Source organism: Candidatus Aminicenantes bacterium (assembly GCA_026393855.1).
Lineage (GTDB): Bacteria > Acidobacteriota > Aminicenantia > Aminicenantales > UBA4085 > UBA4085.
In genome coordinates this window covers 15,798-39,160 of sequence record JAPKZJ010000072.1, presented here as the reverse complement: position 1 = coordinate 39,160, position 23,363 = coordinate 15,798, and the positions used below count along the sequence as shown (strand labels likewise).

Sequence of the window (23,363 nt, the reverse complement as noted above, 5' to 3'; positions counted from 1 at the left end):
CCACCGTCGGCTTTTATTTTTCAACGAACAAACGCACCGGCCCCAGCAGTCCGGATACGGGGCTCCCTCGATACCGGGTTGGGATGGTCAGGTAGTGGTTGGCCAGGGTATTGCAGACGAGGATCGTGATGGAATTCGAACCTTTCCGAATCCGTTCGCCGATATCCCAGCGCCAGGGCGGCGCGACCCGGATGCCGCACGATTTCCCGTTGACGATGACTTCGGCCGACGACGAGACTCCGCCCAGATCGAGCGTCACGCGCCCGCCGTCCGGCGGGTTGAGCCCGGAGACTTCTTTTTTATATAGCATCCCTCCGGAATAGCTCTCCAGTCCCTCGTATCGGGACCAATCCCCGGCCGCAAGCTCGCCCTCGCCGCACTCGAGTTCGACAGGCTCCGGCAAGGCCGCTCCACCGTAGACGCCGCGTTCGTGGCGGATGCGCAGGACGATATCGGCTTCGCCGCGGATGATCCCGGGAAGCGCGAAACGGAGCCGACGGGCCCCGCGCGCGCCGCCCGCCGCTTCGGCGGACGCCAGCGGCGCTCCCTCCGCCCAGGCCTCGACTTCGCCGATAGCGGTCACGATCATGGCCTTCAGGCCGGGAGCGGCCTTGAACCGATACCAGCCGGCGGGATGCGGATCGTCGGGCCGCACATCGAACGGAAATACGCCCTGGGCGCCTTCCCATCTCATGGCCAGCGAGCCGGGGATGGGTTCGGGCATATGGAAATCCGGCTCGACGGCGAGAAGCCAGCCGGTTCCCGGTTGATCATAGCGTAGCAATACGGGAGTCGCGCCGGCCTCAAGCTCGAAGGGCGAGTCGAAATTCACGATCAGGCGCCCGCCGACCCAGACCGCCGCCGGTTTCATCCCGCCGGCGACGAGCCGTCCGGCGGACATGCGGGCCGCCGCGATGGCCGTCCACAGGTAATAACGCGATCCGGCCGCCTCTTTTTCGCGAACGATGGTCGTCGATTCCAGCCTGGGCTTTCCCAAGCGGATGAAATCGTCGGGCATTTCTTCTTTCAAGCCGTGATATCCCTGGTGGCCAGGATCGCCCTCAACACCCTCGCGCCAGGAAAAATCGTAGGGGGCCCAGACGAGCCTGTCGCCGCCTGCCGGGACCGGCCGGGAAGGATTCGGCCGGCCTTGTTCGAGCAGCCGCTTTTCCAGCTCGCCCGTATCGACGCCGTCGGGAACGGGCCCGAGCCGCCAAAATCGCTGTCCGAAGGAAGCCGTCTGCGGCCGCCAGAACGGCGAGTCGGCAGCGGGCGCCGTCGGGCCCGCCCCCGGCCGGTCCTCGAAGGCATAGCGGAAGCGCCGGACTTCGGCCCCGATGAATCCGGGGCTCGGCGGCCAGCGGAAATCGCCCCACCGATTGTCCAGCGTCGGCCGAAGCTCGCTCGTCCAGGGGCCGCCGATCTCGATGATCTCGGACTCCGCCGCGGCGACGGCTTTTTCGATTTCTGCACGGCCGGGGCTAAAGACGATCAGCTGGACTTCCTCCGCGGACAGAGGCAGGCGGAGGCGCGTATGCCCGTCCGCCTGTTCCTGGACCGCGAGCGGGCTGGCCCGGCCCGTCCACGGATCCCAACGCTCGACCCGGCCGGAAGCCCGGAATCGGACAGAGGCGCCTTGGGGAAGCCCATAAAGTCCATAGACATCGCGCGGCCCGATGCGCCGGTGGAGGAAATAAACGGGCGTCTTTCCCCCCGTCTCGAAAGCCAAGTCCGGTGCGTTTGTCTTTTGGATGACGCCGACGGCATCCTCGGGACCGGGCGCCACAGCGGTCAGCCCACCCGTTTCGCCCAGCCGGACGAACGGGCTCTTCAAGGCAGCCGCTGGCCCGGCCTCGAGTCCGAAAGTCTTCAGCACGATCTTGTTCAGGACGGGGTCGTCCCGGCCGGCTCGTTCGCTGGCTTCGGGCAGGCTCCCAACGGCGATCACAGTCCCGCCGGCTGCGGCGAACTCCGCCGCCTTCCGCAGGGCGGCGAAACGGATGGCTCGCATCGCCGGCAGAAGGAGGACGCGGTATCGCTCGCCCGAAACGCTCAAGGCCCGCCGGTCGATCCGGGCCCGTTTCAGCGACTCAAAATCGATGAAGTCGAAATCGATGCCCTCGCCGTAGAGCTTCCGTCCTATGGCAAAGGCCGTCTCGACGGCACGGGCTCCGTCTATTCCGGCTTCGGCCGGGGCGACGGGGTACATGATCGCGACATCGCAGACGTGCCGGCCTTGCGAGAAGAGGAAGCTCAATCGGCGGATGGCGGTCATAAAGCCGTCCAGATGGCCCCAGTAAGGCATCCGCCAGTGGTTGTCGGGCGGGGCCCATTCCCACCAGCCGCCGTGAGTGGAGTAATACAGGCCGTGGAAGGACAGGAGATTGTGACCCATCAGGAAATCGGCAAAGGTCGCGTCGGCGATCGCGGCCGAGGTCGTGCCCCAGCCGCTGCTGTGATAGCCTTCCAGCCAAACCCGCGGCCGGTCATAGAGATGGGCGATCGAAGAGGCGACCTTGGCCTTGATTAAATTCTTATCCAGGGTCGGCTGGTCGCAGCCCGGCCCCTGGTTCCAGCGCTGGGTGCGGAAATAGTCGCCGAACTCGGTGACGTCCAGTCCCCGGCCGCCGTGGTCGCAGCCGTAGATCATGCCCCGCTTCTGATGCCATTCGAAGACCGGACGAAAAAAATTTTCCTCACTCAAGGCCACCCGGACGTCGTTGTAATCCATCCGGATCTTGGGCGTGTGCGGCCCGATGTCGACGAACAGCCCGGCCAGCAGGGACCGGAGGTCGTAGCCCTTGCGGGCCCGAAACGCGTCCGCCAGCCGCTCGCTCCAGATGAGCCCCGGAAGCCGGAATTCGAGCTCGTCCGAGAAGAAGAAATTCAGCGCCTTCCCGCCCTGGCCCGGCAGGTGCCGCTCAAAAGGCGCGAAGAAATGCTCGATATAGGCCCGGCCCGAGTCCGGATGGGTCGGATCGAGCGAAGGGTTCACCTTCTGCGGAAAGACGGCGATGACGCTCCAGCGGCCTTCGGGCACCCGCCAGAGCAGTCGGCCGTCCCGGACATGGTCGCGCAAATCCACCATCGGCTCCGAGACGCGCCCCACTTCCCCTTCCCGAAGCGCGGTCAGGGAAATCCAGCCGGCCGGAGGCGCCCAATCCAGCGCCTCGCCGCCGGCCACAGCTTTCGTTTCCAGGCGGAGCTCGGACCCGACCAAGCCGGGGACGGCAGCGGCCGCCTCGTCCATGGCCTTCCCCTGCCCCAGGCCGAGGGTATAGTCGCTCAGGCTGATCGATAGGCCCCGTTTTTGGGCCTCGGCGGCGAACCATTGGACGAGATCCCACCAGGGGGGCGAAAAGATCGGCGGATCGCTCCGCATCGACAGTCCGTAGGACACGCCGCCTTTATCCGTGTGGGCATAATTGATCTGGAGGCCGGTGATGCCTTTGCCAGTAAGCTGATCGAGCTGCCAGGTCAGGCGCTCCTTGGTCAGCGGGTCCCCCTGCCACCAGAAGAAGGCCACTTCCCCATATCCGGAAGGGGGCGATTGGAAGCCGGGCCAGGCGTCGAAATCCGGCGCCCGCGAGGGGACGCCGATGGCGTGGGCGGGAAAGGGAGGGATATTCTCCGGATTCGCGAACCCGGTCGGGCTCTGGCAGCCCGCCGGAGCGCCGGTGGCCAGCGCCATCGCCGCGAGGGCCGCGGCAAGAACACGGAGAGGATTCATTCTCCGACTATCATACCCGAAAGATGGGAGGAAATGGACACCCCGTGTCTTGCCTCCCGGGCTTCAGATCGCCAGCCCTTTGAATTGGCTGCGGTAAAGATGCTCGTAGAACCCTTTGCGGGCCAGCAGCTCGTCGTGCGTCCCCTCCTCGACGACAGCGCCTTGGTCGATGACCACGACCTTGTCCGCGTCGCGAATGGTACTCAGGCGATGGGCGATGACGAAGCTCGTCCGGCCCCGCATCAGCGTCAGCAGGGCTTTCTGGATCCGGGCCTCGGTGCGGGTGTCGACGCTGCTGGTGGCTTCGTCGAGGATCAGGATGGCCGGATCGGCCAGGATGGCCCGGGCGATGGCCAGGAGCTGGCGCTGGCCCTGGCTGATGTTGCCGGCCCGCTCGGATAAATCAGTTTGATAGCCTTGCGGCAGCCGGAGGATGAAGTGATCCGCCTCGGCCGTCCGAGCCGCCCGGATGCACTCCTCGTCCGTCGCCCCGCGCCGGCCGTAGCGGATGTTTTCCATGACCGTATCGGCGAACAGGAAGGTGTCCTGCAGGACCAGCCCCAACAGGCGTCGCAAGTCCGCCTTGGGCATCTCGCGGATGTCCCGGCCGTCGATGGTCACCCGGCCCCGGTCAATCTCATAGAACCGGGTCAGCAGATTGATGATCGTCGTCTTGCCGGCGCCCGTCGGGCCGACCAAGGCGATGGTCTGCCCGGGAAGGGCCTCCAACGACATGTCCCGGATGACGGGCGCGCCGGGCCGGTAGGAAAAATCCACGTGCTCGAAGCGGACATGTCCCCGCGTCTCCGCCGGAGGAGCGGAGTTCGCGGCCGCATCCGGCTCCGGCGGGGAGTCGATGATCTCGAAGACGCGCTCGGCCCCGGCCAGGGCCGCCTGGATGGAATTGTACATGTTGGCCAGCTGGCGCAGGGGATTGATGAAATTCTGCCCGTAGGCGATGAAGGTCGCGATGATCCCGACGGAGACCAGCCCGCGCAAGGCCAGTCCGCCGCCCAAGCCGGCCAGGACGATGACGAAAAAATTGCCCAGCACGTTCGTCAGCGGCATCAGCAGAAGAGCGTAGGAATTGGCCGCGACTCCGGCTTTATAAACGGCCTGATTGCGCGTCTCGAATTCGGCCCGGACAGAGTCTTGGCGTCGAAAGGCGCTGATGACCTTGAGCCCGCTGATCGATTCTTCCGCCAAGCCGTTGAGATCGCCCAAAACCTTCTGCAGCTCGCGGAACCCCTTGCGGGTGTAGCGGGCCACGAACTGGGCGAACCAGGCCATGATCGGCACGACCAGGAGCGAGGCGAGCGCCAGGCCGGCGTTCAGGATGAACATGACCGTCAAGATGCCGCCCATGGACAGGACGCTGGCCAGCAGCGAAGTGATGTTCTGGGAGACGGCCTGATTGATGGCGTCGATGTCGTTGGTCAGGCGGCTCATCAGCTCGCCGGCCGGGCTGCGATCAAAAAAGGCCAGGGGCAGGCTCTGCAGGCGTTGGAAGAGGTCCTGCCGGAGATTCCGCAAGGATTTCTGCGAAACACCGGCCATGATCCAGCCGGCCCAAGCCTGGAACAGATTGTTCAGGATATAGACCGCCAGCATGGCCAGGGCGATGGTCGTCAGGCCGTCGGCGCGCTTGGGGGCGATGAACCGATCGATGGCCAGGCCGGTCAGATAAGGCCCGGCCAAGCCCAGGGCGGTATAGGCCAAAACCAGGACCAGGACGAGAGAGAGGACCAGCTTGAACGGCGCCAAGTAGAAGAGCAGCCGGGTCAACGCCCGTCGGGGCCGACGGGCTTTCTCGATCCGTCCGACGGCGCCGTGGCGGGGCGTCTGCAGGACGGCGCGCACGCCGGGGCCGGCGGGGCGGCTCATGGACGGACCCTCCCGTCCAGTCCCCCTCCGCCCCGGTCCGGGGAGCCGTCGGGCAGCGCCTCCCCGCCCAGCTGGGATTCGTAGATCTCCCGGTAGATCGGGGAGGACCGGATGAGCTCGGCGTGGCGTCCTGAGGCGACGACGCGTCCCTTATCCAGAACGACGATCCGATCGGCATTGAGAACGGTGCTGATGCGTTGGGCCACGACAAACGCGATCCGCGAAGGGTCGTCCGCCGCCAGGCTCGCCTGGATCCGGGTCTCCGTTTCGATATCGACGGCGCTGGTGCTGTCGTCCAGGATCAGAATGCAGGGCTTGAGAAGAAGGGCCCGGGCCATGGCCAGCCTTTGCTTCTGCCCGCCCGACAGATTGGCGCCCCGGGCCTCGACGCGGCTGTCGTAGCCCTGGGGCATGGCCAGGATGAAATCGTGGGCCTGGGCGGTCTTGGCCGCGGCCACGACATCCGCATCCTCGGCCTCTGGGCGACCGTAACGGATGTTGTCGCGGACCGTGCCGGAAAAAAGGACCGTGTCTTGAGGAACGATGCCGATAGTCCCCAGCAGGGATGCCTGGCGCAGCCCCCGGACGTCTGCGCCGGCAACGCGGACGCTTCCCGCCGTGACGTCATAGAACCGGGGCACAAGCTGGACCAGGCTCGATTTGCCCGATCCGGTCGCTCCCAGAATGGCCACGGTCCGCCCCGCCGACACGGTCAGGTCGACATCCTCCAGGACCGGGGCTTGGCTTCCGGTCCGGTAGTGGAACGCGACATGTTCGAAATCGACGGCGGTGGGGGCTTCCCTCGACACGTCCGCTGCATCGGGGGCGTCCCGGACTTCCGGGACGACGTCCAGAACCTCCCGCACGCGCTTGGCCGAAGCCAGGCCGGCGGCCCAGACGTTCGACAGCATCGTCATCATGATCAGCGGCGTCATGGTCGTCAGCAGGTAGTTGGTAAAGGCCACGATCTGGCCGATGGACATGCGGCCGGCGATGGCCTGGCGGCCGCCGACGCCGATCACCAGAACCATGCCGGCGTTGACGCAAACCGTCAGGGTCGGGGACAGGATGGACATGAACCGCAGCGCCCTGATCGAACGGCCGGTCACCGCTTCGTTGGCCGCGCCGAAACGGGCGCTTTCATAGCCGGCTCGGACAAAGGCCTTGACCAGGCGGGCGCCTGCGATGTTCTCCTGCAGAACGACGTTGAGCCGGTCCAGCTTCTGCTGGACGGTCCGGAACAACGGCTCCATCTTCAGCGCGAACAGAATCAGGATCGCCGAGGTCAGGCCTAGAAGCGGCAGCATGGTCAACGCCAGGCTTGGGCTGGTCCGGATCATCAGGATGAGGCTCCCGACCATCAGCAGCGGGGCCCGCGTTCCGATGCGCAGCGAGACTTGGGTCAAGCGCTGCAGCGCGGACGTGTCGCTGGTCAGGCGGACCATGAGACGGCCCGTCCTCATCCGATCCAAGTCGCCGTAGGAGAAACCCTGGATCTTCCGGAAAAGCGCCAAGCGCAAGTCGCGGGCGACCCCCTCGCCGACCTGCACCGACAGGATGTTGTTGAGGATGGCGACGAGCGCGCTCACGGCCGATATGCCGAGCATCAGCAGGGCCGTCCGGAGGACGACGCCGGAATCATGGCGGGCGATCCCTTGATCGATGATCTTCTGGACGAGACGGGGAATCGCCAAATCCATGACGACGAGCGCGGCCAGGCCCGCCAAAGCGACCGCGGCCCGTTTCCAATAGGGACGAACGAACGAAAAGAGCGAGAAGAGTGGGCTCATGGGTCGGGGGCCAAGGCAGCCAATATAGCGCCGACCGTTCCCTTATTCAACCTTTGTCTTGTAATTGAGGATTCCGTCCTTCTTGGCAAAACAAGAACCGGCCCAGAAGCCGCTCCGGAGGCCGATTTTTCGGGTTTCGGCCTGGAAACGAGGATTCTCCTGAGGTTGGGACTTGGCATGTTTCTTGAATAATCTCCACGCGTGGCAAGCTATTCGAATGATCCATCGAGGGAGGGACCTATGAACGAGGAATGTCCTTTTTGCTGGAGCCGGAACGTCAAACAGGTGGGGGCTCATCCAGTCTATCGGGGAGCGGACAACCGCTCTCGGCTCATGGAGTGCGGCGACTGCGAGAAGTGGTATTGGGCCGACCGCCAGCAGGAAGCCGGCGCGCTATTCCTGCACTGCCGGACCACCATGCTCCATCCTCAGCGCTGTTACGAGGAGGTTCGGGAGATCCAGCAGGCGGCCGGGACCGGCTTCCCCAGGCGGCGCTTAGCCGAATTCAATCATCTCTGCGCCGAATGCCCCCATGGCTGTTTTCGGCCGAGCTTGGAGACCCCGTCGCGTCGAAAAAGCTCCGCCGTCCGGGCGTTCTAACCAGCCGTTCAACTATCCCAAAAGGAGAAGCGCCCATGAATATCGTCAAATGGGAGCCGTTCAGCGAGCTCACGACGTTCCGGGAAAGATTGGGCCGGGTACTCGATGAATCGCTCACCGACGGCCAAGCGCCGAATGAAACGCCCGGGCCGGGCGAGCCCGGCTCAACGGACAAGCCCGCCGGCGGAGCGCAGATTCAGAAGTCTTGAATAATTGACCATCATCGGCTTCCCGCGCTGGCGGGGACGGAAAGGATGCTCCAATGGCCGATCTTAAGGAATTGATTCAAAGCGCGGATTGGCGAAGGGAAAAACACGTCCCGGTCATTGAATTCCCGACCAAGGCGGTGAAAGGCGAAATCGTCCAGGTCAAGGTGTCGATCGGGAAGGAGATCACCCACCCCAACAAGACCGAGCACCACATCAGCCGGATCGACATCTATTTCCTTCCGGTCGGCGAGAAGTTCGCCCACCAGATCGGAACGGCGGAGTTCAGCGCGCACGGGGCCTCCACCCAGGGGCCGGATACCAGCACGATCTACACCCACCACGAGGTCGTGATGAGCTTCAAAACGGACAAGCCGGGGACTCTCTTCGCCACCAGCCTGTGCAACATCCACGGGCTGTGGCAGAATTCCCAGCCCCTGGAGCTTGAAACGACCTACGCCGCCCTCCCCTCGCCGCTCGTCTAATGGTTCGCCCGCAAGGCGCCGTCGATCGCCCGGGCGATCTCCTGCATCGAGAAGGGCTTCATCAGGAAGCCGGCAAAACCCAGGGCCTTGGCCTTGTCCTCGTCGACGGAGTCGCTGAATCCGGTGCATAAAATGATCGGCAGGTCCGGACAGAGGCGCCAAAGCTCCCGGGACAAGCTTTCGCCCGTCAGGGACGGCATGGTCTGATCGGTGATCGCCAGGTCGAAGGCGTCGGGACCGCGCCGGAACGCCTCGAGCGCTTTCCCGGCGTCGGATTCGGCCGTCACTTGATACCCCAACCGCTCGAGCATCGGAACCACGCTCCGGCCCAGAATCTCCTCGTCGTCGATGAACAGAATCCGGCCCCGCCCGACCGCGGGGATCGACGGAGCTTCCGGAAGGGCTTCCACCCGGCCCTCGATCCGCGGCAAAAAGACTTCGAAGTCAGACCCCTTCCCGACCTCGCTGCGGACGACGATCGCCCCGCCCAGCCCGTTGACGATGCCGTGGACGACCGGCAGCCCCATGCCGCTGCCTTCGCCGGGGCCCTTGGTCGTGAAAAACGGGTCAAAGATCCTGGCCTTGACGGCGGGCGTCATGCCGCAGCCCGAATCGCTCACTACGAGCCGTAAGTACGGCCCGGGCCGGATGTCCGGATTCCGGGCCTCCAGATCCGGCCCCGCCTCGATGGCCGTGAGTCGGACGTCCAAGATCCCGCCCTTCTCCCGCATGGCATAGGCGGCATTGCTGCAAAGGTTCATCAGGATCTGATGGATTTGGGTCGCATCCGCCAACACCGTGAAGGCCTCGTCCGCGATCCCGTCGACGATCTCTATGTTTTTGGGAATGGATGCCCGCAGGAGCCTCAGTCCTTCCTTGAAGATGGCGCTGACCTTAACGGGATTCTTCTCGGGTTCCTTGCGGCGCGAAAAAGCGATGATCTGCTTAACCAGGTCTTTGCCCCGGTTGGCCGCTTCGAGGACCATCTTCAATTGCCCGGAGACGGCGCCCGCCTCTGAAACATCCGCCAACGACATCTCGGTGTTGATCAGGATGGGCATCAGGATGTTGTTGAAATCGTGGGCGATCCCGCCGGCCAAAGTGCCCAGGGCTTCCATCTTCTGCCCTTGCCGGAGATGTTCCTGGATCCGGACCTCTTCCGTCACGTCGCGTTCGACCGCCACAAAATTTTTCGCCTTCCCGGCCTCATCCAGCATCGGCGAGAAGATGACGTCCAGCTCGTAGGAGAGGCCGTCTTTCTTCCGACGGATCATGTGCCCGTTCCAGCGCCCGCTTCGCTTGAGGGCGCCCTTGATCCGGTTCTCCAGGCCGTCCGTGTCGCCCGACATCCTCAGGATGTCGCCGTAGGTGCTGCGCAGGATATCGTCCGAGCGCAGGCCGCTGATCTTCTCGAAAGCGGGATTGACGTACAGGATCTCGAGGCCGGTGTCCATGATGACGATTCCCTCCGCGGCCTGCTCCAGGGCTTTAACCAGGCGGAGGCGCTCTTCCTCGGCCTTCTTCCGCTCGGTGATGTCCCGGGCGGCGGCGATGACGCCCTGGACCTCCCCGCTTTCGTTCCTGTACACGGTGGCATTATAGAGGACTTCGGTCACGCCTCCCGACGCGCTCCGGATGGCCAGCGGGTAGTCGCGAACGGCCCCCGCCGAGAACGCCCGCCGGTAGCCTTCCCGGGCTTTTTCGGGCTGGGTGAAATAATCCGAGAAGTCGCTCCCGATCAGGCTGCAGCGCGGCACCTCCGTCACCAGTTCGGTGGCCCGGTTGACGTCGGTGATCTTGCCTTCGGGGCTGATGGTCACCTGGGGGTCGAGGCTGGCTTCGATCAGGCTGCGGGTATACTGCGAGGAGGCTTTCAAAGCATGCTCAGCCTTCTTGCTCTCGGTGATGTCGATGTTGATCTTCAGGATTCCCGCCGGTCGACCCTGCGCATCCACTCGCAAGGCCCAGCGCCCGGCGGCCTCGAGAGGAACGCCGAAGCGACTGATCTGGGAGAATTCCCCGTCCCACCGGCCCTCCCGGACGATGGTTTCGGTGATCCGCTCGATCGGCTCCGGAAACCCGGATTTGAGGAAGAGGTGGGAGATTTGGCCCAGGGCCTCGGCCTTGGTCCAGCCATACATCATCTCCGCACCATGATTCCAGGACAGGATCGTGCCGTCGAGGGCGCAGTCGAAGATGGCGTCGTGGGCCAGGTCGAGGGCGGCCGCCTGGCTCCGAAGAGAGGCCTCGCGCTTCCGCTGTTCGGTGATGTCCTGATTGACAATAATGACCCCGGCCAGATCCCGAGCCCGGCTCCGGATCGGCATGGCCGAATTCAGGATGAACTTGCGGCTGCCGTCGAAGCATTCGATCTCGACTTCCTCGTTGAGGGTCGTTTCCCCATTGGCGATGGCCCGCGCGGCCGCCCATTCGTCCGGCTCAATCCGCTCGCCCGTATCCACCCTCCAAGCCCTGTACTCTCCGAACTGATCGGGACCCACGTACCTCGCGCCTCGCCAGATATCGAGGGCGGCCAGATTCCCTTGCCGGATCTTTCCGGACGGATCCGTGATCCAGACGCCCACCGGGAGAATTTCCAAGACCTCCCGCAGAAGCTCTTCGTTCTGCTTGATCTGATCCAGGGCCAAGGTCCGAGCGGTCACGTCGAGCAGCGAAAAGACAAGGAACTCCGCTTCGCCGGAAAGCCCGGGAATGACCGAGAGGATCCAATCCCAATAGGAGACGCCCCATTCGGGGTGATCCGGGAAAGAGAAGGGTTTGGCCTGAGCTTGATACGAGACATTGCTGGCCACGACCCGGCGAAAGATGGCTTCGTTTTCCGGATTCGGGTAGAACTCGAAATGATTATGCCCCAGGAACTCCGAGGGCTCTTTCTGACAAGCTTTGGCATAGGCGTCATTGACTTGAAGGAAATTGAAATCCTTGTCCAGGATGACCATGGGATTGATGCTGGTGGCGAAAAAGGCTTCGAGAATTCTCGATTTTTCGGACAAGGCCGTCTCGATGCGTTGTCGATCGCCGGCTTCCCGCTGCAGCTTCTCATTGGCTGCGGCCAGCTCAGCGGTCCTCTCCGCAACCTGTTTTTCCAGCTCCCGCCGGAAGCCGGACTCGCGCTCGCGGAGGGCTTCCGCGGCCTTGGCCTGGTCCGTGAAGTCGTAAGCGATTTCCTTGGCGCCCCAGATCCGGCCCTCCGCATCCCGCAGGGGGCTCTTGAGCGTCATGTACACCCGGCGATGACGGGCGGGATCGCCGAACTCGATCCGCTGATTGACGCTCTCGCCCGCCATCGACCGGGTCCATTCGCGGCGGGCGATCTCGCCCTGTTCCGGGATATCGGCGAAGAGATCGGCCAGGCGCATCCCGATGCGGAGATCTCGGCCGGTCAGCCGTTTGATCTCCTCCCGATAGGCGCGGTTGAAGAAAATATAATGGAACTCCAGGTCGAGGGCGGCAATGATGACGTCGAGCCCCTCGGTGACGGCATCCAGAAGATCGTTGCTCGGGAGCGAGCGCGATTCGAGTTGGCTCATGGCCTTGTCCTCTCGCTCCCCCATTGGCCGCCGGCGCCTATGCGGACGGGGGAATGCGGCGCTTTTTCAGGAGGGTGTAGAGACGGGAACGAGACAGGCCCGAGATCCGGGCCGCCTTCGAAATATCCCCCCCCGTGTTCTTCATGAGCCGATCGAGATATTCCCGCTCGATTCCGGCCAAGCCGGCCTCCCGGAATTCGTGCAACGGAACAAGCCCGCCGTCGGAGTCGGGAGAGACGACGGCTTCGCGGAGCGGCCCTTTCTTCCGACCGGCGGCGGCCGCAGCCAGACGGATGCGGATATGGTCCGGCAAATGGACCGGGAAAAGCATCGGCTCCTCCCCCGCGGTCACGACGGCTTTCTCGAGCGCTTGGACCAGCTCCCGGATGTTGCCCGGCCAGTCGTAGGCCGTCAAGCCTTCGAGGAAAGCCGAGGCCATGCCTTTCATCGCCACTCGGGATTGCTCGCAGGCCTTGGCGATATAGTGCAGGGCTAGGTCCTTGATATCGTCCCGGCAGGCCCGCAAAGGCGGCAGATCGATGACCAGCGTCCTCAGCCGGAAGAGGAGATCCTCGCGGAAAGCCCCTTTCCCGGCCATCCCCTCAAGGTTTCGATTCGTGGCGGCGACAAGGCGGAAATCGCTCTTGATCTCGCTGCCCCCCCCGACCGGGCGAAACCGCCGCTCCTGAAGCACGCGAAGAAACGCCTTTTGGACCGAGATCGAGAGCTCGCCGACTTCGTCCAGGAAAAGCGTTCCCCCATCGGCCTGTTTGACCAGCCCGTCCCGAGGCTTGTCCGCCCCGGTAAAGGCGCCGCGGAGATGGCCGAACAGCGTGCTCTCGACCAGCGTCTCGGGAAGCGCGGCGCAGTCGACCACGACAAAATTCTCGCGCGATCGCGAGCCGTTCCGGTGGATGGCGCGGGCGAAAAGCTCCTTCCCGGTTCCCGTCTCGCCCGAGATCAGGACATTGGACTCGCTCGAGGCGGCCTGGGCCAGCCCGTCGAAACAGGGCTTGAGCGGGGGGCTGTTGCCGATGATGCCGGCCAGATTCAGGGCCATCATCGGCGGAACGCTCTTCTTTTTTTCCCGATACTGGAGAGCGCGCTCGATCGTCAGCCGGATCTCTTGGGCCGTCAAAGGCTTCTGGACGTAATCCCAGGCCCCTTTTTTAATGGCCAGCTCCGCGCCGTCGGGGTCACCGAACCCGGTCATGATGATCACTTCGGGCGCAGCGGGGCTCTTGCGGATCTCGGGCAGGATGTCCAGGCCGGAGCCGTCCGGCATCCGGACGTCGCAGAAAGCGATGTCGAACGGGCGGGAAGCGATCTCGTCCGCAGCCTCCCGGACGGTCCGGGCCAGGCGGGCGTCGTGCCCCATCTTCCGAATGACCAAGGAAAGCGACTCACCGATCAGAGGATCATCGTCGACGATAAGGAGTCTGGCCATTTGGATGCCCTGTTTTTTTATTCCTCGTGTCCCCGGACCAGGGAGATAATATCCCAGCCGGAAAAACATTGTCAATTTCGAAGGGAACCGTTCCGCGGAGAGGGCGGCCCGGGATGCATCGGCAGAGAGGCGGCGGAATCGGCCGTTACTGGAAGGAGAAGGTCAGGGTAAACGACGGCGACCCGTGAACCGAACCGGCCGCGGGAAGGATGTGGTAGCGGCTGCGGTGATTGAGAACGACCATCCGGCTGATGACGCACCCGAGAACGCCGCCGACCACGCAATCCGAAAGCCAGTGCTTGCCCTCGGTGACTCGAGACAGGGCGACGCCCGTAGCCATCGTATAGGCCACGATGGGCACCCAGACGGTCTCCCGGTATTGCATGGCCAGGACCGTGGCCAGGCTGAACGCGGTGATCGAGTGCCCGCCGGGGAAGGAATCATACCGCCCATATTGCCCCGATCCGAATCTCTTGAAAAAGCCGACCGGTCCGGACCAGTGGTCCTCCCCATCGGCCCAGAGCGGGCGCTGCCGCCCGGCCAGCCCTTTGAGGATTGTGACCAGGGCCCCGCTCTCCAGCATGGCCATCGTCGCCAGCACGCCCGTCTCGAGGGCTTGATCGTTATTAGCCAGCCAGCCGACGCAGATAAAAGCGGCCGCAACGCCCCAAGCCCCGGAAGAGCCCATCTCCGTGATGACCGGGCTGACGGATCTGACCCAAGCGTGTTGGGTCCGATACTCCAAAATATCCCGGCGGATGGCTTCGTCGTTCCTGATGAGGAAAGCGGTCAGGACCGCAAGGCCCGTGATCGGCAGAATGTCTCTTGTCCGTATATGGAGGGGGTAGGTCCAAATTTCGCCGGCGTCTTTCAGGAAATCGCCGGACAGGGATTTGAGGGTGTGGCTTTCCGGTTCCTGCGGAATCGAGGGTGTGAAGGCCGAGGAGACGGGTCCAAAGGAGAGCGGCCGAGCGGTCGCCAACGAGTGAAGGGCGAGGGAAAAATCTCGAGCCGGACCGTCCGTCGGTTCAATGTCCCGCGGTCCCTGGGCCGTCAGGGAAAGCGGCAAAAACATCAATAAAAATAAAGCCGCGGCCCGGACTTGCTGTTTTTTCATCCCAACTCTTAAGAATAATTCTATCATATCCGGCACGGCCTAAGAAATCCGGGCCGGAATCGATTCTCTTCCCTGCGCTTGACAGGGCCGAATTACGGGGCATATGATCGATTTTCGTAATCGTCCCCAAGTCCTTGGAAAAGGAGCCGACCGATGAAGAAAACCCGAATTTCCGTCGCCGCCCTCGTCGCGATGACCTTGGCCGCCCTGGCTATCCTCCCCCTGCGGGCGACCAACGAGGTCATCAATTACGCCGACATCAACAAGATCAAGGCCGAAGGCCTGCAGCGCTCGCAGGTCATGGACCTCTCGAGCTGGCTGTCGGACGTATACGCCCCGCGCCTGACGGGCTCGCCGATGTACGCCAAGGCCGCCGATTGGGCCATCGCCAAGATGAAAGAATGGGGCCTGGCGAACGTCAAGGCCGAGCCCTGGCTCAACCGCAACGGGTTCGACCGCGGTTGGACGAACGACAAGTATTACATGGCCGTCACCTCGCCCGAGCCGTTCCCCATTCCGGGGACGCCGACCGGCTGGACGCCGGGCACGAACGGCCTCATCCACGGCGAAGCGGTGCTTGTGACCGCTGCGACGCCCGAGGAGCTGGCCGCCTATAAGGGCAAGCTCAAAGGCAAATGGGTCCTGACCCAGGCCGTCCCCGACGTCCCGGCCTATTGGACCGTGCTCTCGAAGCGCTTCACGAACGAGGAGCTGGCCGCCATGGAGCTCAACCCGGCGCCGGGACTCGAATTCGGTGTCACGCCTCCGGGCCAAAGAGCCGGAGCCCCCGTGGTCGCCGCCCCAGTCACACCCGCGCCCCAGGCCAAGCCGGCCGCGGCCCCTGCCGCCGTTCCGGCGGCGCCCGCCGTTCCCGCCGCGGGCCAGCGCGGAGGGTTCGGCGCGATGAACGCCCGCAACGAGTTCTTCCGGGCCGAGGGCGTCCTCGGCCTGCTGTCGACGACCCCCCGGGGCCATGGCATCTATACCATCGGCGGCAACCGGGCGGCCGATCCCGCGACGACCCTCCCGGCGGTCGTCATCCCGGCCGAACAATACGGCCGGATCGGACGGATGCTGGCCAAGAAGATCCCGGTGACAATCGAAGCCGACATCAAAAGCACCTACTATCCGAACCCGCAGGTCTTCAACGTGGTAGGCGAAATCCCGGGCACGGACAAGGCGGACGAGATCGTCATGCTTGGCGGCCACCTCGACACCTGGCACGCCGCCACGGGCGCGGCTGACGACGGTTGCGGCGTCACGGCCATGATGGAGGCGATGCGCATCCTCAAGGCGACCGGCGTCAAGCTGCGCCGCACCGTCCGGATCGGGCTGTGGGGCGCCGAGGAGCAGGGCCTGATCGGCTCGCGTGAATACGTGGCCGCCCACTTCGCCGCCCGGCAGGCGGCCGTACCGGCGGCGGGCGCGCCTCCCGCGGCCGTCAACGCACTTGTGACCTCCGGCCAGCGCGGCGGATTCGGCGGCCCCCAAGGCCCGCTGGAGTTCAAGCCGGAATACGACAAGCTCTCGGCCTATTACAACATCGACAACGGCACCGGCGCCATCCGGGGCATCTACCTCCAGGGCAACGACGCCGCGGGGCCGATCTTCCGCGAGTGGATCGAGGCGCTTCGCGGCCTGGGCGTGACGGCGGTCACGATTCGGAACACGAGCGGCACCGACCACCAGTCGTTCGACGGCGTGGGCCTGCCGGGCTTCCAGTTCATCCAGGATGAGACCGAGTACAACCCGATCATCCATCACACCAACCAGGACACGTATGAGCGCCTGCAGCCGAACGATATGATGAAGGACGCGACGATCGCCGCGGTGTTCGCCTACCTCACGGCGAACCGCGACGAGAAGATCCCGCGCAAGCCGTTGGCGGCCCAGGGCCAGAGAGGCCGGTAAGCCGGGCCGAGGACCACCTTGAAGATCTTGCGGGCCGGCCTGGCCGGAGCGGCCCTTATTCTGGGCGCATGCGCCGTGCGGATGATCCCGTTCGGGACGGGATCCCACATCGTCCCCGCCGCCGCCGCATCCTACCCCGATCATCGCCCGGCGGCGGGGTATCGTCTGGAGGCCCGGGACCAGGGCGTGGTCTTCCGTCACGGCGGCGGCCCGGACGGCTGCGATCGGCTGGGAGCCCGCGATATCTGGGCTTACGAGTGGGACGGGACCTACTATATGAACTACGACGGGGCGGGGGCGAAGGGCTGGCTGGCCTGTCTGGCCGTCAGCCGCGACCTCGTTCATTGGACGCCGCGCGGTCCGGTTCTGGATTTCGGCGCTCCCGGCGCGGACGATTCCGCTTCGGCTTCCTACGGCGTCACCTATTTCGACGGCGCGAAGTGGCACATGTTTTACCTGGGCACGCCCCACACTTCGCCGGCACCGGACCTGATTCCGAGCTTTCCCTATCTGACCATGAAAGCGCAGGGCGACTCCCCGGCCGGGCCCTGGATCAAGCGTCCGGACATCGTTCCCTTTCGGACATGGCCAGGAACATATTACCAAGACACCGCCAGCCCCGGGCATGTCGTCAAGTCCGGCGAGGAATTCCTGATGTTTTTCAGCGCCTCAATGAAGCGGACAATCGGAATCGCCCGAACGAGGAATCTTGACGGCCCCTGGACGATCGATCCGGAGCCCATCGTGCCGCCCGAGGAGCAAGTCGAGAACTCCTCGCTCTATTTCGAGCCGGCCAATCAAACCTGGTTTCTGTTCACCAACCACGTCGGGCTGGACGGCTTCGAGTACACCGACGCCGTCTGGGTCTATTGGACGAAGGACCTCGCCCGCTGGGACGCCCGACATAAGGCCGTCGTCCTGGATGGATCCAATTGCGCCTGGAGCCGTCGGTGCATCGGCCTGCCGTCGGTGCTCAAGGTGAAGGACCGGCTGGCCATCCTCTACGACGCGCCGGGCGGCGCGAGCCGCAGCCACATGGGACGGGACATCGGGCTGGCCTGGCTGGACCTGCCGCTCGTGCCCCCGGAGACCGAGACGCCCCTCTAATCCATCGCCACGCGGAAGCCCAGAACGTCGGCCTTGTGGGCCGGGACGTGAAGGCTGCGGAACGGCGCCCGTGCGGCCACGGCTTCCAGCAACCAGGAGCCGCCGCGCAGGATGTGATGCGGAGTCCCGGGAGTCGGAGTATCGGGCCCCTTGGGATTGATTTGAGTGTCTGCGGTGTAATCGCCGTACCAGTCCCAGCACCACTCGAAGGCGTTCCCCAGCATGTCGTAAAGCCCATAGCCGTTGGGCTGCTTCCCTCCGACATCGTGCGTCGTGCCGCCGGAGTTTCCGTTATACCAGGCGATCGAATTCAATTCCCCGTAGCGATCCCCCGTCGTCCCCGCCCGGCAGGCAAATTCCCACTCCGCTTCGGTCGGGAGCCGATAGCGCTTTCCCGTCGCTGCGTTGAGCTTTTCGATATAGGCCTGGCAATCGTCCCATTGCAGATTATCGACGGGGAGCCGATCCCCCCTGAAGACGGAGGGGTTCGTTCCCATGACCGAGAACCATTGCTCCTGGGTCACCTCGAATTTACCGATCTGGAAGCCGGAGACCGTCACTTGGTGCACGGGCTTTTCCTCGGGCAACGCCTCCTCCGAGTCTGAACCCATCAGAAACGTCCCTCCGGGGATGCGGACCAGGACGGGCTCCAGAATGGAGTTCAAGATCAGGGTCGCTTTGATTTCGGCCGTTTGTCCCTCCTGGACATCCACGGACTGCTCGTAATCCTTATAGCCGTCCAGAGCCAGCTTGATGGTTTGAGCCCCTACGGGTACGCCGTGGAGCGTCGTATTGGTCTTGAGTCCGGTATCGGCCCCGCCGCGATAGACCTTCGCCCCGGTCGGCGTGGATTCGATTTGGATATTCCCCGTCGGTCCGATCGGTCCGGCCGCCGGATTAGGATTCTTCTTTTTTTTAAAAATTAGGACCGCCGCAACGACGCCCACCACGGCCAGCCCGCCCACCAGCAGCCAGGGGAATTTTTTCTTCTGGATCACGGCTTCGGCCTTCGTTTTTCCCCCGATGGCGACGGGGGCGAAGGCGTCGGATCGATCGGCAAAGTCTCTTTTCGCTTGGGGAGGAGAGGCCCTTTTGCCCGGAGAAGCCGTCGGCCGCTCCGACTGGAGACCCAGCCGGGAGTCGGCGGAACCGAAGCCGAAAACATTCGAGGCCGCCAAGACGAAAACCAATATAACCGCGAGCGAACCTTTCGATCGCTTCATAAACCCATCCCGCGAGGCGAGAAATTCAAGTGACGGCATAACCTGCGCATTCGGCCCGCTAGGATAACGAATTTTCCCATAAAAGCGCTTAATCCGGACAGAAAAAAAACGCAGCCCGCCGGCGGATCAGGAGGAGCCGGCGGGATGGATCTTCCGACGCGACTCAACGGGAGCCTGTTCCGGGCCATCGGCGTCTCGTCGCGGCGGCCGCCCGCGACGGCATGTCCGCGTCGCCTCTAAACTGAGCCGTCGTTTTCGGGGAATGGGCGCCGCAGGACTCCGTCTCGTCCCCTTGAGCGGTGCCTGACGGATAGAACCCGAATTCCTGCAGAATCTTGAGCTTCGGAATCACGTTCTCTTCGGGCCGGTAGTGGAAAAAGCCGGGAAAGATATCGATGTTCTCTTTAATGAAGTCGAAGATCGGCCTGTGCCGATCCCCGATTTCCATCCGGGACCCGCGAAAAGTCTCATGTCCGGTGATCATATATTCCGGCAAGAGATCCGAGCAGAAGGTGAAACCTCGTTGATCCTTGTATTCATTATAAATGGCGGTCTGAGGCAGAAAACACAGCAGACTCGGCAGCACCCGGGCGCCCATCGCCCGGAAATTGATCATCTGAAACAGGGATTGATGGAAGTCCTCCATGGTCTCGAAGGGAAACCCCCAGACAAAAAACGTGTCGACCCGGGGGAAATGGCGGACGGCCTGCGAAATGACTTTGACGGCCTCATCGGGCGTAAATCCCTTTTTGGTTCGCTCGAGAATCTTCGCCGATCCCGACTCGATTCCGTATCGGATCTCGATGCATCCCGCGTCGGCCATCTCGGCCATCGTTTCTTCGTCCGTCAGATCCACCCGCCCGAAGGTCTTCCATTGGACGGGCAAACCGCTTTTTTTAAGCTCTCGGCAGAAATCCAGGACCCGTCTTTTTGAGGAGACGAAGAATTCGTCCTGGAACAAAAAGAGATCGGCCCCGGACTTCTCATGGACGAACCGCATCTCCTGAATGATATTTTCGGCGGAGCGTGAATAGCTGATCCGGTCCCATATCGGCGCCACCGAGCAGAAGGTGCATTCGTAGGGGCATCCTCGGGACGTCAAAATGCCGTAGCCGGCATATCTTTTCAGGTCGATCCGGTGAAAAGCGGGGAAGCGGATCGAGTCCAATTCCCGGATGCGCGGCGGACGGGGGTTGACGAGTATTTCGCCGTGGCGGCGATACGCGATGCCCGGAATGTTCGATAATTCCCTCTTCTGCCGCAGAGCGGCCACAAGCCCAGGCGCGCTGATCTCGCCTTCCCCCATAGCGATGACGTCGATCCAGGGGAAACGCTCCATGATCTGCCTCTCCACAGACTTGGGCCCCACGCCTCCGAGGATGATGGGCCGATCGGGATAACGCTCTTTCAGGCTTTGCAAGGCCAGAATCGCGAACGGCAGCAAATTCGTCATGACCGAAACGCCGATCATCGCGGCGGGTTCTTTGAAAAAATCGAGGATGGATTCCGGCCGGAACGGGTCCTCATAATCGCCCAGTTGGTAATCCCGGAAATCGACGGAGAGCCCCGCCTGTTCGAGCGCGGAGATCAAGTATAAAGGACCCAACGGGAGATGGATCTCTCTCTCAATATGGTCGAAATGCCTGATAAAAAGCATATTCATATTGACGAGGGTGATGTCTTTCATGGCCGGAAGAGCCTGAAAATGATCGCTTGCCGTCGGTCTATTTAGGGATGGCCTGATAAGCGGCCATCGCTTTCAGCAGGGGTTCCAATATCTCGAGTTCCTCCTTGGGCTGAACGACTCGGCCAAGCTCCGCTCCGTCCGGCGAGAGGAATAGGACGGACGGGAAAACCGTCATCTTGTATTGGACGGCGACTTTTTCATCAGTCACCCTCACCGGGATCAAGCGGTTTTTAGAGATCTCTCGGCGCAGATCCGGGCCGTTGAGCTCGCAGACCGCTTCCGAACGAAGCTCCGCCTCGGTCGGCAGATGTTGAATGGGATGCTCCCCGCGAGGCAGAAAGACGACCAGCAGCGGCCGGCTGTTTTTCTTGGCCTCCAGAAAAGCCCGCTCCAGCGTGTCGGTCCAGATCACGGCGGGCCTATCGAGAGAGATCCCCCTCGTCGCGGAGATCCCTTGGGTGGCCGGATATTGAGCGGCGTCGGCGGTGACGCCCAAGGCCGAGGCCGCGACGGCGGCGAGGGCGGCGGCCGTTTCGAAAAGAAAACCACGCCGCGGGATGTTCGGATTGTCCGTCCGGCCTTCGATCATGGCGATCAGCTGGCTCGCGGGGACGGACGAGAGGATCGCGGATTCCGAGTCGGACAGCTCGATCTGGAGCTCCTTCGCCGCCAGCGAGGGGTTCCGAACGACCGACGCCTTGATTCCGTCGTTCATGGAGGCGGAGATGATCAGCTTCTGGATTCCCGACGGCAGCCCCTTGATCATCGTTTCCTGGCGAGCGGGTCTCCCGCCGACGATCGTCTTGTCCGGACCCGGCGCTTCGCCGGCTCTGGCGAGCTTTTCCGCAGCGGGATTGTCGAGTCCGTTCTTTGGCTTGTTCATGGGGTCCCCTCCATCCAATTGATGATTCCGCGGGCGAGGATTTTTCTATGTTTTCAGTATACCACTTGGGGACAAAAAGAGGATAGAATCCATTCGTGGGGACGCCTTAAAAGAACCGCTCATACGGAGGAAAACATGCCCGAAACGCCGATCCTGACAGCCCTCTCCCTGCTTCTCGGGTTCATCATTCTCATCGCCATTTGCCGATTATTCCCCATCTATCATCTGCTCGTCGAGATCCGCGATATGCTCAAGAAGATCGCGGCGAAGGAATAGCCGCCCGTCACCGAAAAAAGTTTATCTCGATCCGCGGGCTGGGGACCATCTCTTTGATGAAAAACATCCCGTCCATGATGCGGGTCCAATCCGTGAGCATGGGCTTGTAGCCCAACGGGCGGCTGGAAAGCGGCTCTCGGAGCCAAGCGCCGTCGGCCCCGGAATTTCGAAAATCCAACCAGGCATATTCAAAGCCCGCGGAGAAAAACAGCTCTTCCAGACTGTCCGGAGCGGCCGGGCCCACTTCCCTGGACGTAGGCATCTGGACCGTTCCCCACCGGCCTCGATAGGCGGTGAATCCCAAGACGTAAACCTCGGGCCCCATCGCCTTGTCGATCCAGTCGCCCATCAAATTTTTAGGATCATTCTTGTTCACGGAGAACTGGCGGTAACGTATGATATGCGACGTCGCGGCCCAAACGATGATCTTGCGCGTCGGATAGGCCCGTTTGGCCAGCCAGATGAAGTTGTCGGCCATTTGCCGGTCCCTGAGATCGATCGCCCAATCCAAAACCGCGTCGTCCAACGACTCCGGCTGGACGCGCCAGCTCTGCTCCAGGTACGCGGCGCTGCTTTTAAGGAACTGCATCCAGAAGTCCCGCTCGAGCATCCCAGGCTCGTCGGTTGGGGGAAGCAAGCCGAGCGCCCGGCCTAGGGCCTGATGGGCGATCAGGACGGCAGCCTGATCCTCGGGCTTGATGTTCTTGAATTCGCTTCCGTTTCCTATGAAGTTCGGATTCTCAAGGACCAAGGCTAGGGCTTTCTTCACCCGGGCCGCCGCTTCAGCGGCTTCCGCAGCGCCCGGAGGCAATCCGGCTCCGGCCAGATAATTGCTCAGATCATCCAAAAGATGATCGCGGGAAGCGCTTCCGGTGAATTGCATATCGAAGCCGGCTAACGCCAGCGGATGGCTCGTCTTCGACTGCTCGGCGAGGTAGCTCCAAAGCGGCTGCGTCTGGCGGCTGGCGCTCCACTCCTCGAACAAACCCGAAGAGACGGCTTGGCGAGGGTCCTGTCCGGCCTGCAGGGCCGACCAAGCCCGGCGCAGGTCATAGAACCCGCTTTCGAAAGCGAGGACGTCGAAGCCCATCCGTTCATGAAGAAACTTGATCAGGCGGACCTTGGCCGCGAAAGTCGCGCCGTCGCCGTGAGTGGCCTCGCCCAGCATCACGATGCGCCGGCTACCGATCGCTTCACGCAGGGGTTCCAGGTCGGCGAAATTTCCGTCTTCGGCGTCGATCGAACGAACCGGAACGGCGTGTTTCTTCAAATAGGCGATACGGCCTTCTTTTGCCGCAGCCGCCTGGGCCGACCCGCCCAAATCCTTCTCGACCAAAGAGAACAAGCTCAAGGCCGCCAGCGAAACGGCCAGACCTCTGAATCGCGGCACGGCTTCCATCCTTTCGTTTCTATTACGAATCGACGGCCGAGCTTGTTGCATGGGGGCTATTTATTGGGCCTGATCA

Annotated in this window: 16 protein-coding genes; 6 read left to right on the top strand and 10 right to left on the bottom strand. The window is 63.1% G+C overall.

The window, feature by feature from the left end; genetic code table 11:
- Nucleotides 1-13: 13 nt before the first annotated feature.
- The 3 genes from NTZ26_08830 to NTZ26_08820 form a co-directional block, all read right to left on the bottom strand.
- Entirely contained in the window at nucleotides 14-3,730 is a 3,717-nt protein-coding gene (locus NTZ26_08830; GenBank protein MCX6560607.1) for a glycosyl hydrolase, read from the bottom strand.
- A 63-nt stretch (nucleotides 3,731-3,793) separates the two neighbouring features.
- The gene (locus NTZ26_08825) at nucleotides 3,794-5,614 is read right to left on the bottom strand and encodes an ABC transporter ATP-binding protein (protein ID MCX6560606.1); all 1,821 of its coding nucleotides are present in this window, start codon (nucleotides 5,612-5,614) and stop codon (nucleotides 3,794-3,796) included.
- The gene (locus NTZ26_08820) at nucleotides 5,611-7,404 is read right to left on the bottom strand and encodes an ABC transporter ATP-binding protein (protein ID MCX6560605.1); all 1,794 of its coding nucleotides are present in this window, start codon (nucleotides 7,402-7,404) and stop codon (nucleotides 5,611-5,613) included. Before NTZ26_08820 ends, NTZ26_08825 begins: the two co-directional genes overlap by 4 nt.
- Before the next feature lie 240 nt (nucleotides 7,405-7,644).
- Between NTZ26_08820 and NTZ26_08815 the strand changes: the two genes are divergently transcribed.
- From NTZ26_08815 to NTZ26_08805, 3 genes are read left to right on the top strand one after another with little or no spacing between them, the layout of a single operon-like run.
- A complete protein-coding gene (locus NTZ26_08815) occupies nucleotides 7,645-8,004 on the top strand; it encodes a hypothetical protein (GenBank protein ID MCX6560604.1) in 360 nt (119 codons plus the stop codon).
- Nucleotides 8,005-8,039: 35 nt separating this feature from the next.
- Complete coding sequence (locus NTZ26_08810) at nucleotides 8,040-8,213, top strand: hypothetical protein (GenBank protein ID MCX6560603.1); 174 nt, start codon at nucleotides 8,040-8,042, stop codon at nucleotides 8,211-8,213.
- A gap of 53 nt (nucleotides 8,214-8,266) precedes the next feature.
- Nucleotides 8,267-8,695, top strand: coding sequence for a desulfoferrodoxin family protein (locus NTZ26_08805; protein ID MCX6560602.1), 429 nt, complete (start codon nucleotides 8,267-8,269; stop codon nucleotides 8,693-8,695).
- On the opposite strand, the gene NTZ26_08800 is transcribed toward NTZ26_08805, so the two are convergent.
- The 3 genes from NTZ26_08800 to NTZ26_08790 form a co-directional block, all read right to left on the bottom strand.
- On the bottom strand, nucleotides 8,692-12,246 hold the full coding sequence (locus NTZ26_08800) for a PAS domain S-box protein (GenBank protein MCX6560601.1): 3,555 nt from the start codon (nucleotides 12,244-12,246) through the stop codon (nucleotides 8,692-8,694). The genes NTZ26_08805 and NTZ26_08800 overlap by 4 nt on opposite strands.
- Nucleotides 12,247-12,283: 37 nt before the next feature.
- Nucleotides 12,284-13,693, bottom strand: a complete 1,410-nt coding sequence (locus tag NTZ26_08795) for a sigma-54 dependent transcriptional regulator (GenBank protein MCX6560600.1) — start codon at nucleotides 13,691-13,693, stop codon at nucleotides 12,284-12,286.
- A 145-nt stretch (nucleotides 13,694-13,838) separates the two neighbouring features.
- A complete protein-coding gene (locus tag NTZ26_08790) occupies nucleotides 13,839-14,810 on the bottom strand; it encodes a phosphatase PAP2 family protein (protein ID MCX6560599.1) in 972 nt (323 codons plus the stop codon).
- Between the two features lie 153 nt (nucleotides 14,811-14,963).
- On the opposite strand from NTZ26_08790, the gene NTZ26_08785 reads away from it, so the two are divergent.
- Nucleotides 14,964-16,721, top strand: a complete 1,758-nt coding sequence (locus NTZ26_08785; GenBank protein MCX6560598.1) for a M20/M25/M40 family metallo-hydrolase — start codon at nucleotides 14,964-14,966, stop codon at nucleotides 16,719-16,721.
- Between the two features lie 18 nt (nucleotides 16,722-16,739).
- Nucleotides 16,740-17,828 (top strand): hypothetical protein, encoded by a 1,089-nt coding sequence (locus tag NTZ26_08780; protein ID MCX6560597.1) that lies wholly within the window; start codon nucleotides 16,740-16,742, stop codon nucleotides 17,826-17,828.
- Here NTZ26_08780 and NTZ26_08775 read toward each other — a convergent pair.
- The 3 genes from NTZ26_08775 to NTZ26_08765 form a co-directional block, all read right to left on the bottom strand.
- Nucleotides 17,825-19,051: an SUMF1/EgtB/PvdO family nonheme iron enzyme gene (locus NTZ26_08775; protein ID MCX6560596.1), complete on the bottom strand. Its 1,227-nt coding sequence runs from the start codon at nucleotides 19,049-19,051 to the stop codon at nucleotides 17,825-17,827. The genes NTZ26_08780 and NTZ26_08775 overlap by 4 nt on opposite strands.
- 163 nt (nucleotides 19,052-19,214) lie before the next feature.
- Nucleotides 19,215-20,738, bottom strand: coding sequence for a radical SAM protein (locus tag NTZ26_08770; GenBank protein MCX6560595.1), 1,524 nt, complete (start codon nucleotides 20,736-20,738; stop codon nucleotides 19,215-19,217).
- A gap of 37 nt (nucleotides 20,739-20,775) precedes the next feature.
- Nucleotides 20,776-21,621 carry a hypothetical protein gene (locus NTZ26_08765; GenBank protein MCX6560594.1) on the bottom strand — a complete coding sequence of 282 codons (846 nt, stop codon included), beginning with the start codon at nucleotides 21,619-21,621 and terminating at the stop codon, nucleotides 20,776-20,778.
- Nucleotides 21,622-21,756: 135 nt separating this feature from the next.
- Here NTZ26_08765 and NTZ26_08760 point away from each other — a divergent pair, with 135 nt between their 5' ends.
- Nucleotides 21,757-21,897 (top strand): hypothetical protein, encoded by a 141-nt coding sequence (locus NTZ26_08760; GenBank protein MCX6560593.1) that lies wholly within the window; start codon nucleotides 21,757-21,759, stop codon nucleotides 21,895-21,897.
- Nucleotides 21,898-21,904: 7 nt separating this feature from the next.
- Here NTZ26_08760 and NTZ26_08755 read toward each other — a convergent pair whose 3' ends face one another.
- On the bottom strand, nucleotides 21,905-23,287 hold the full coding sequence (locus NTZ26_08755; GenBank protein MCX6560592.1) for an erythromycin esterase family protein: 1,383 nt from the start codon (nucleotides 23,285-23,287) through the stop codon (nucleotides 21,905-21,907).
- Nucleotides 23,288-23,363 lie beyond the last annotated feature (76 nt).

Excerpts from the sequence above, each read along its gene's own strand:
- NTZ26_08830 (MCX6560607.1), bottom strand. The coding sequence starts at position 3,730 with ATGAATCCTCTCCGTGTTCTTGCCGCGGCCCTCGCGGCGATGGCGCTG.
- NTZ26_08825 (MCX6560606.1), bottom strand. The coding sequence starts at position 5,614 with ATGAGCCGCCCCGCCGGCCCCGGCGTGCGCGCCGTCCTGCAGACGCCC.
- NTZ26_08820 (MCX6560605.1), bottom strand. The coding sequence starts at position 7,404 with ATGAGCCCACTCTTCTCGCTCTTTTCGTTCGTTCGTCCCTATTGGAAA.
- NTZ26_08815 (MCX6560604.1), top strand. The coding sequence starts at position 7,645 with ATGAACGAGGAATGTCCTTTTTGCTGGAGCCGGAACGTCAAACAGGTG.
- NTZ26_08810 (MCX6560603.1), top strand. The coding sequence starts at position 8,040 with ATGAATATCGTCAAATGGGAGCCGTTCAGCGAGCTCACGACGTTCCGG.
- NTZ26_08805 (MCX6560602.1), top strand. The coding sequence starts at position 8,267 with ATGGCCGATCTTAAGGAATTGATTCAAAGCGCGGATTGGCGAAGGGAA.
- NTZ26_08800 (MCX6560601.1), bottom strand. The coding sequence starts at position 12,246 with ATGAGCCAACTCGAATCGCGCTCGCTCCCGAGCAACGATCTTCTGGAT.
- NTZ26_08795 (MCX6560600.1), bottom strand. The coding sequence starts at position 13,693 with ATGGCCAGACTCCTTATCGTCGACGATGATCCTCTGATCGGTGAGTCG.
- NTZ26_08790 (MCX6560599.1), bottom strand. The coding sequence starts at position 14,810 with ATGAAAAAACAGCAAGTCCGGGCCGCGGCTTTATTTTTATTGATGTTT.
- NTZ26_08785 (MCX6560598.1), top strand. The coding sequence starts at position 14,964 with ATGAAGAAAACCCGAATTTCCGTCGCCGCCCTCGTCGCGATGACCTTG.
- NTZ26_08775 (MCX6560596.1), bottom strand. The coding sequence starts at position 19,051 with ATGAAGCGATCGAAAGGTTCGCTCGCGGTTATATTGGTTTTCGTCTTG.
- NTZ26_08770 (MCX6560595.1), bottom strand. The coding sequence starts at position 20,738 with ATGAAAGACATCACCCTCGTCAATATGAATATGCTTTTTATCAGGCAT.
- NTZ26_08765 (MCX6560594.1), bottom strand. The coding sequence starts at position 21,621 with ATGAACAAGCCAAAGAACGGACTCGACAATCCCGCTGCGGAAAAGCTC.
- NTZ26_08760 (MCX6560593.1), top strand. The coding sequence starts at position 21,757 with ATGCCCGAAACGCCGATCCTGACAGCCCTCTCCCTGCTTCTCGGGTTC.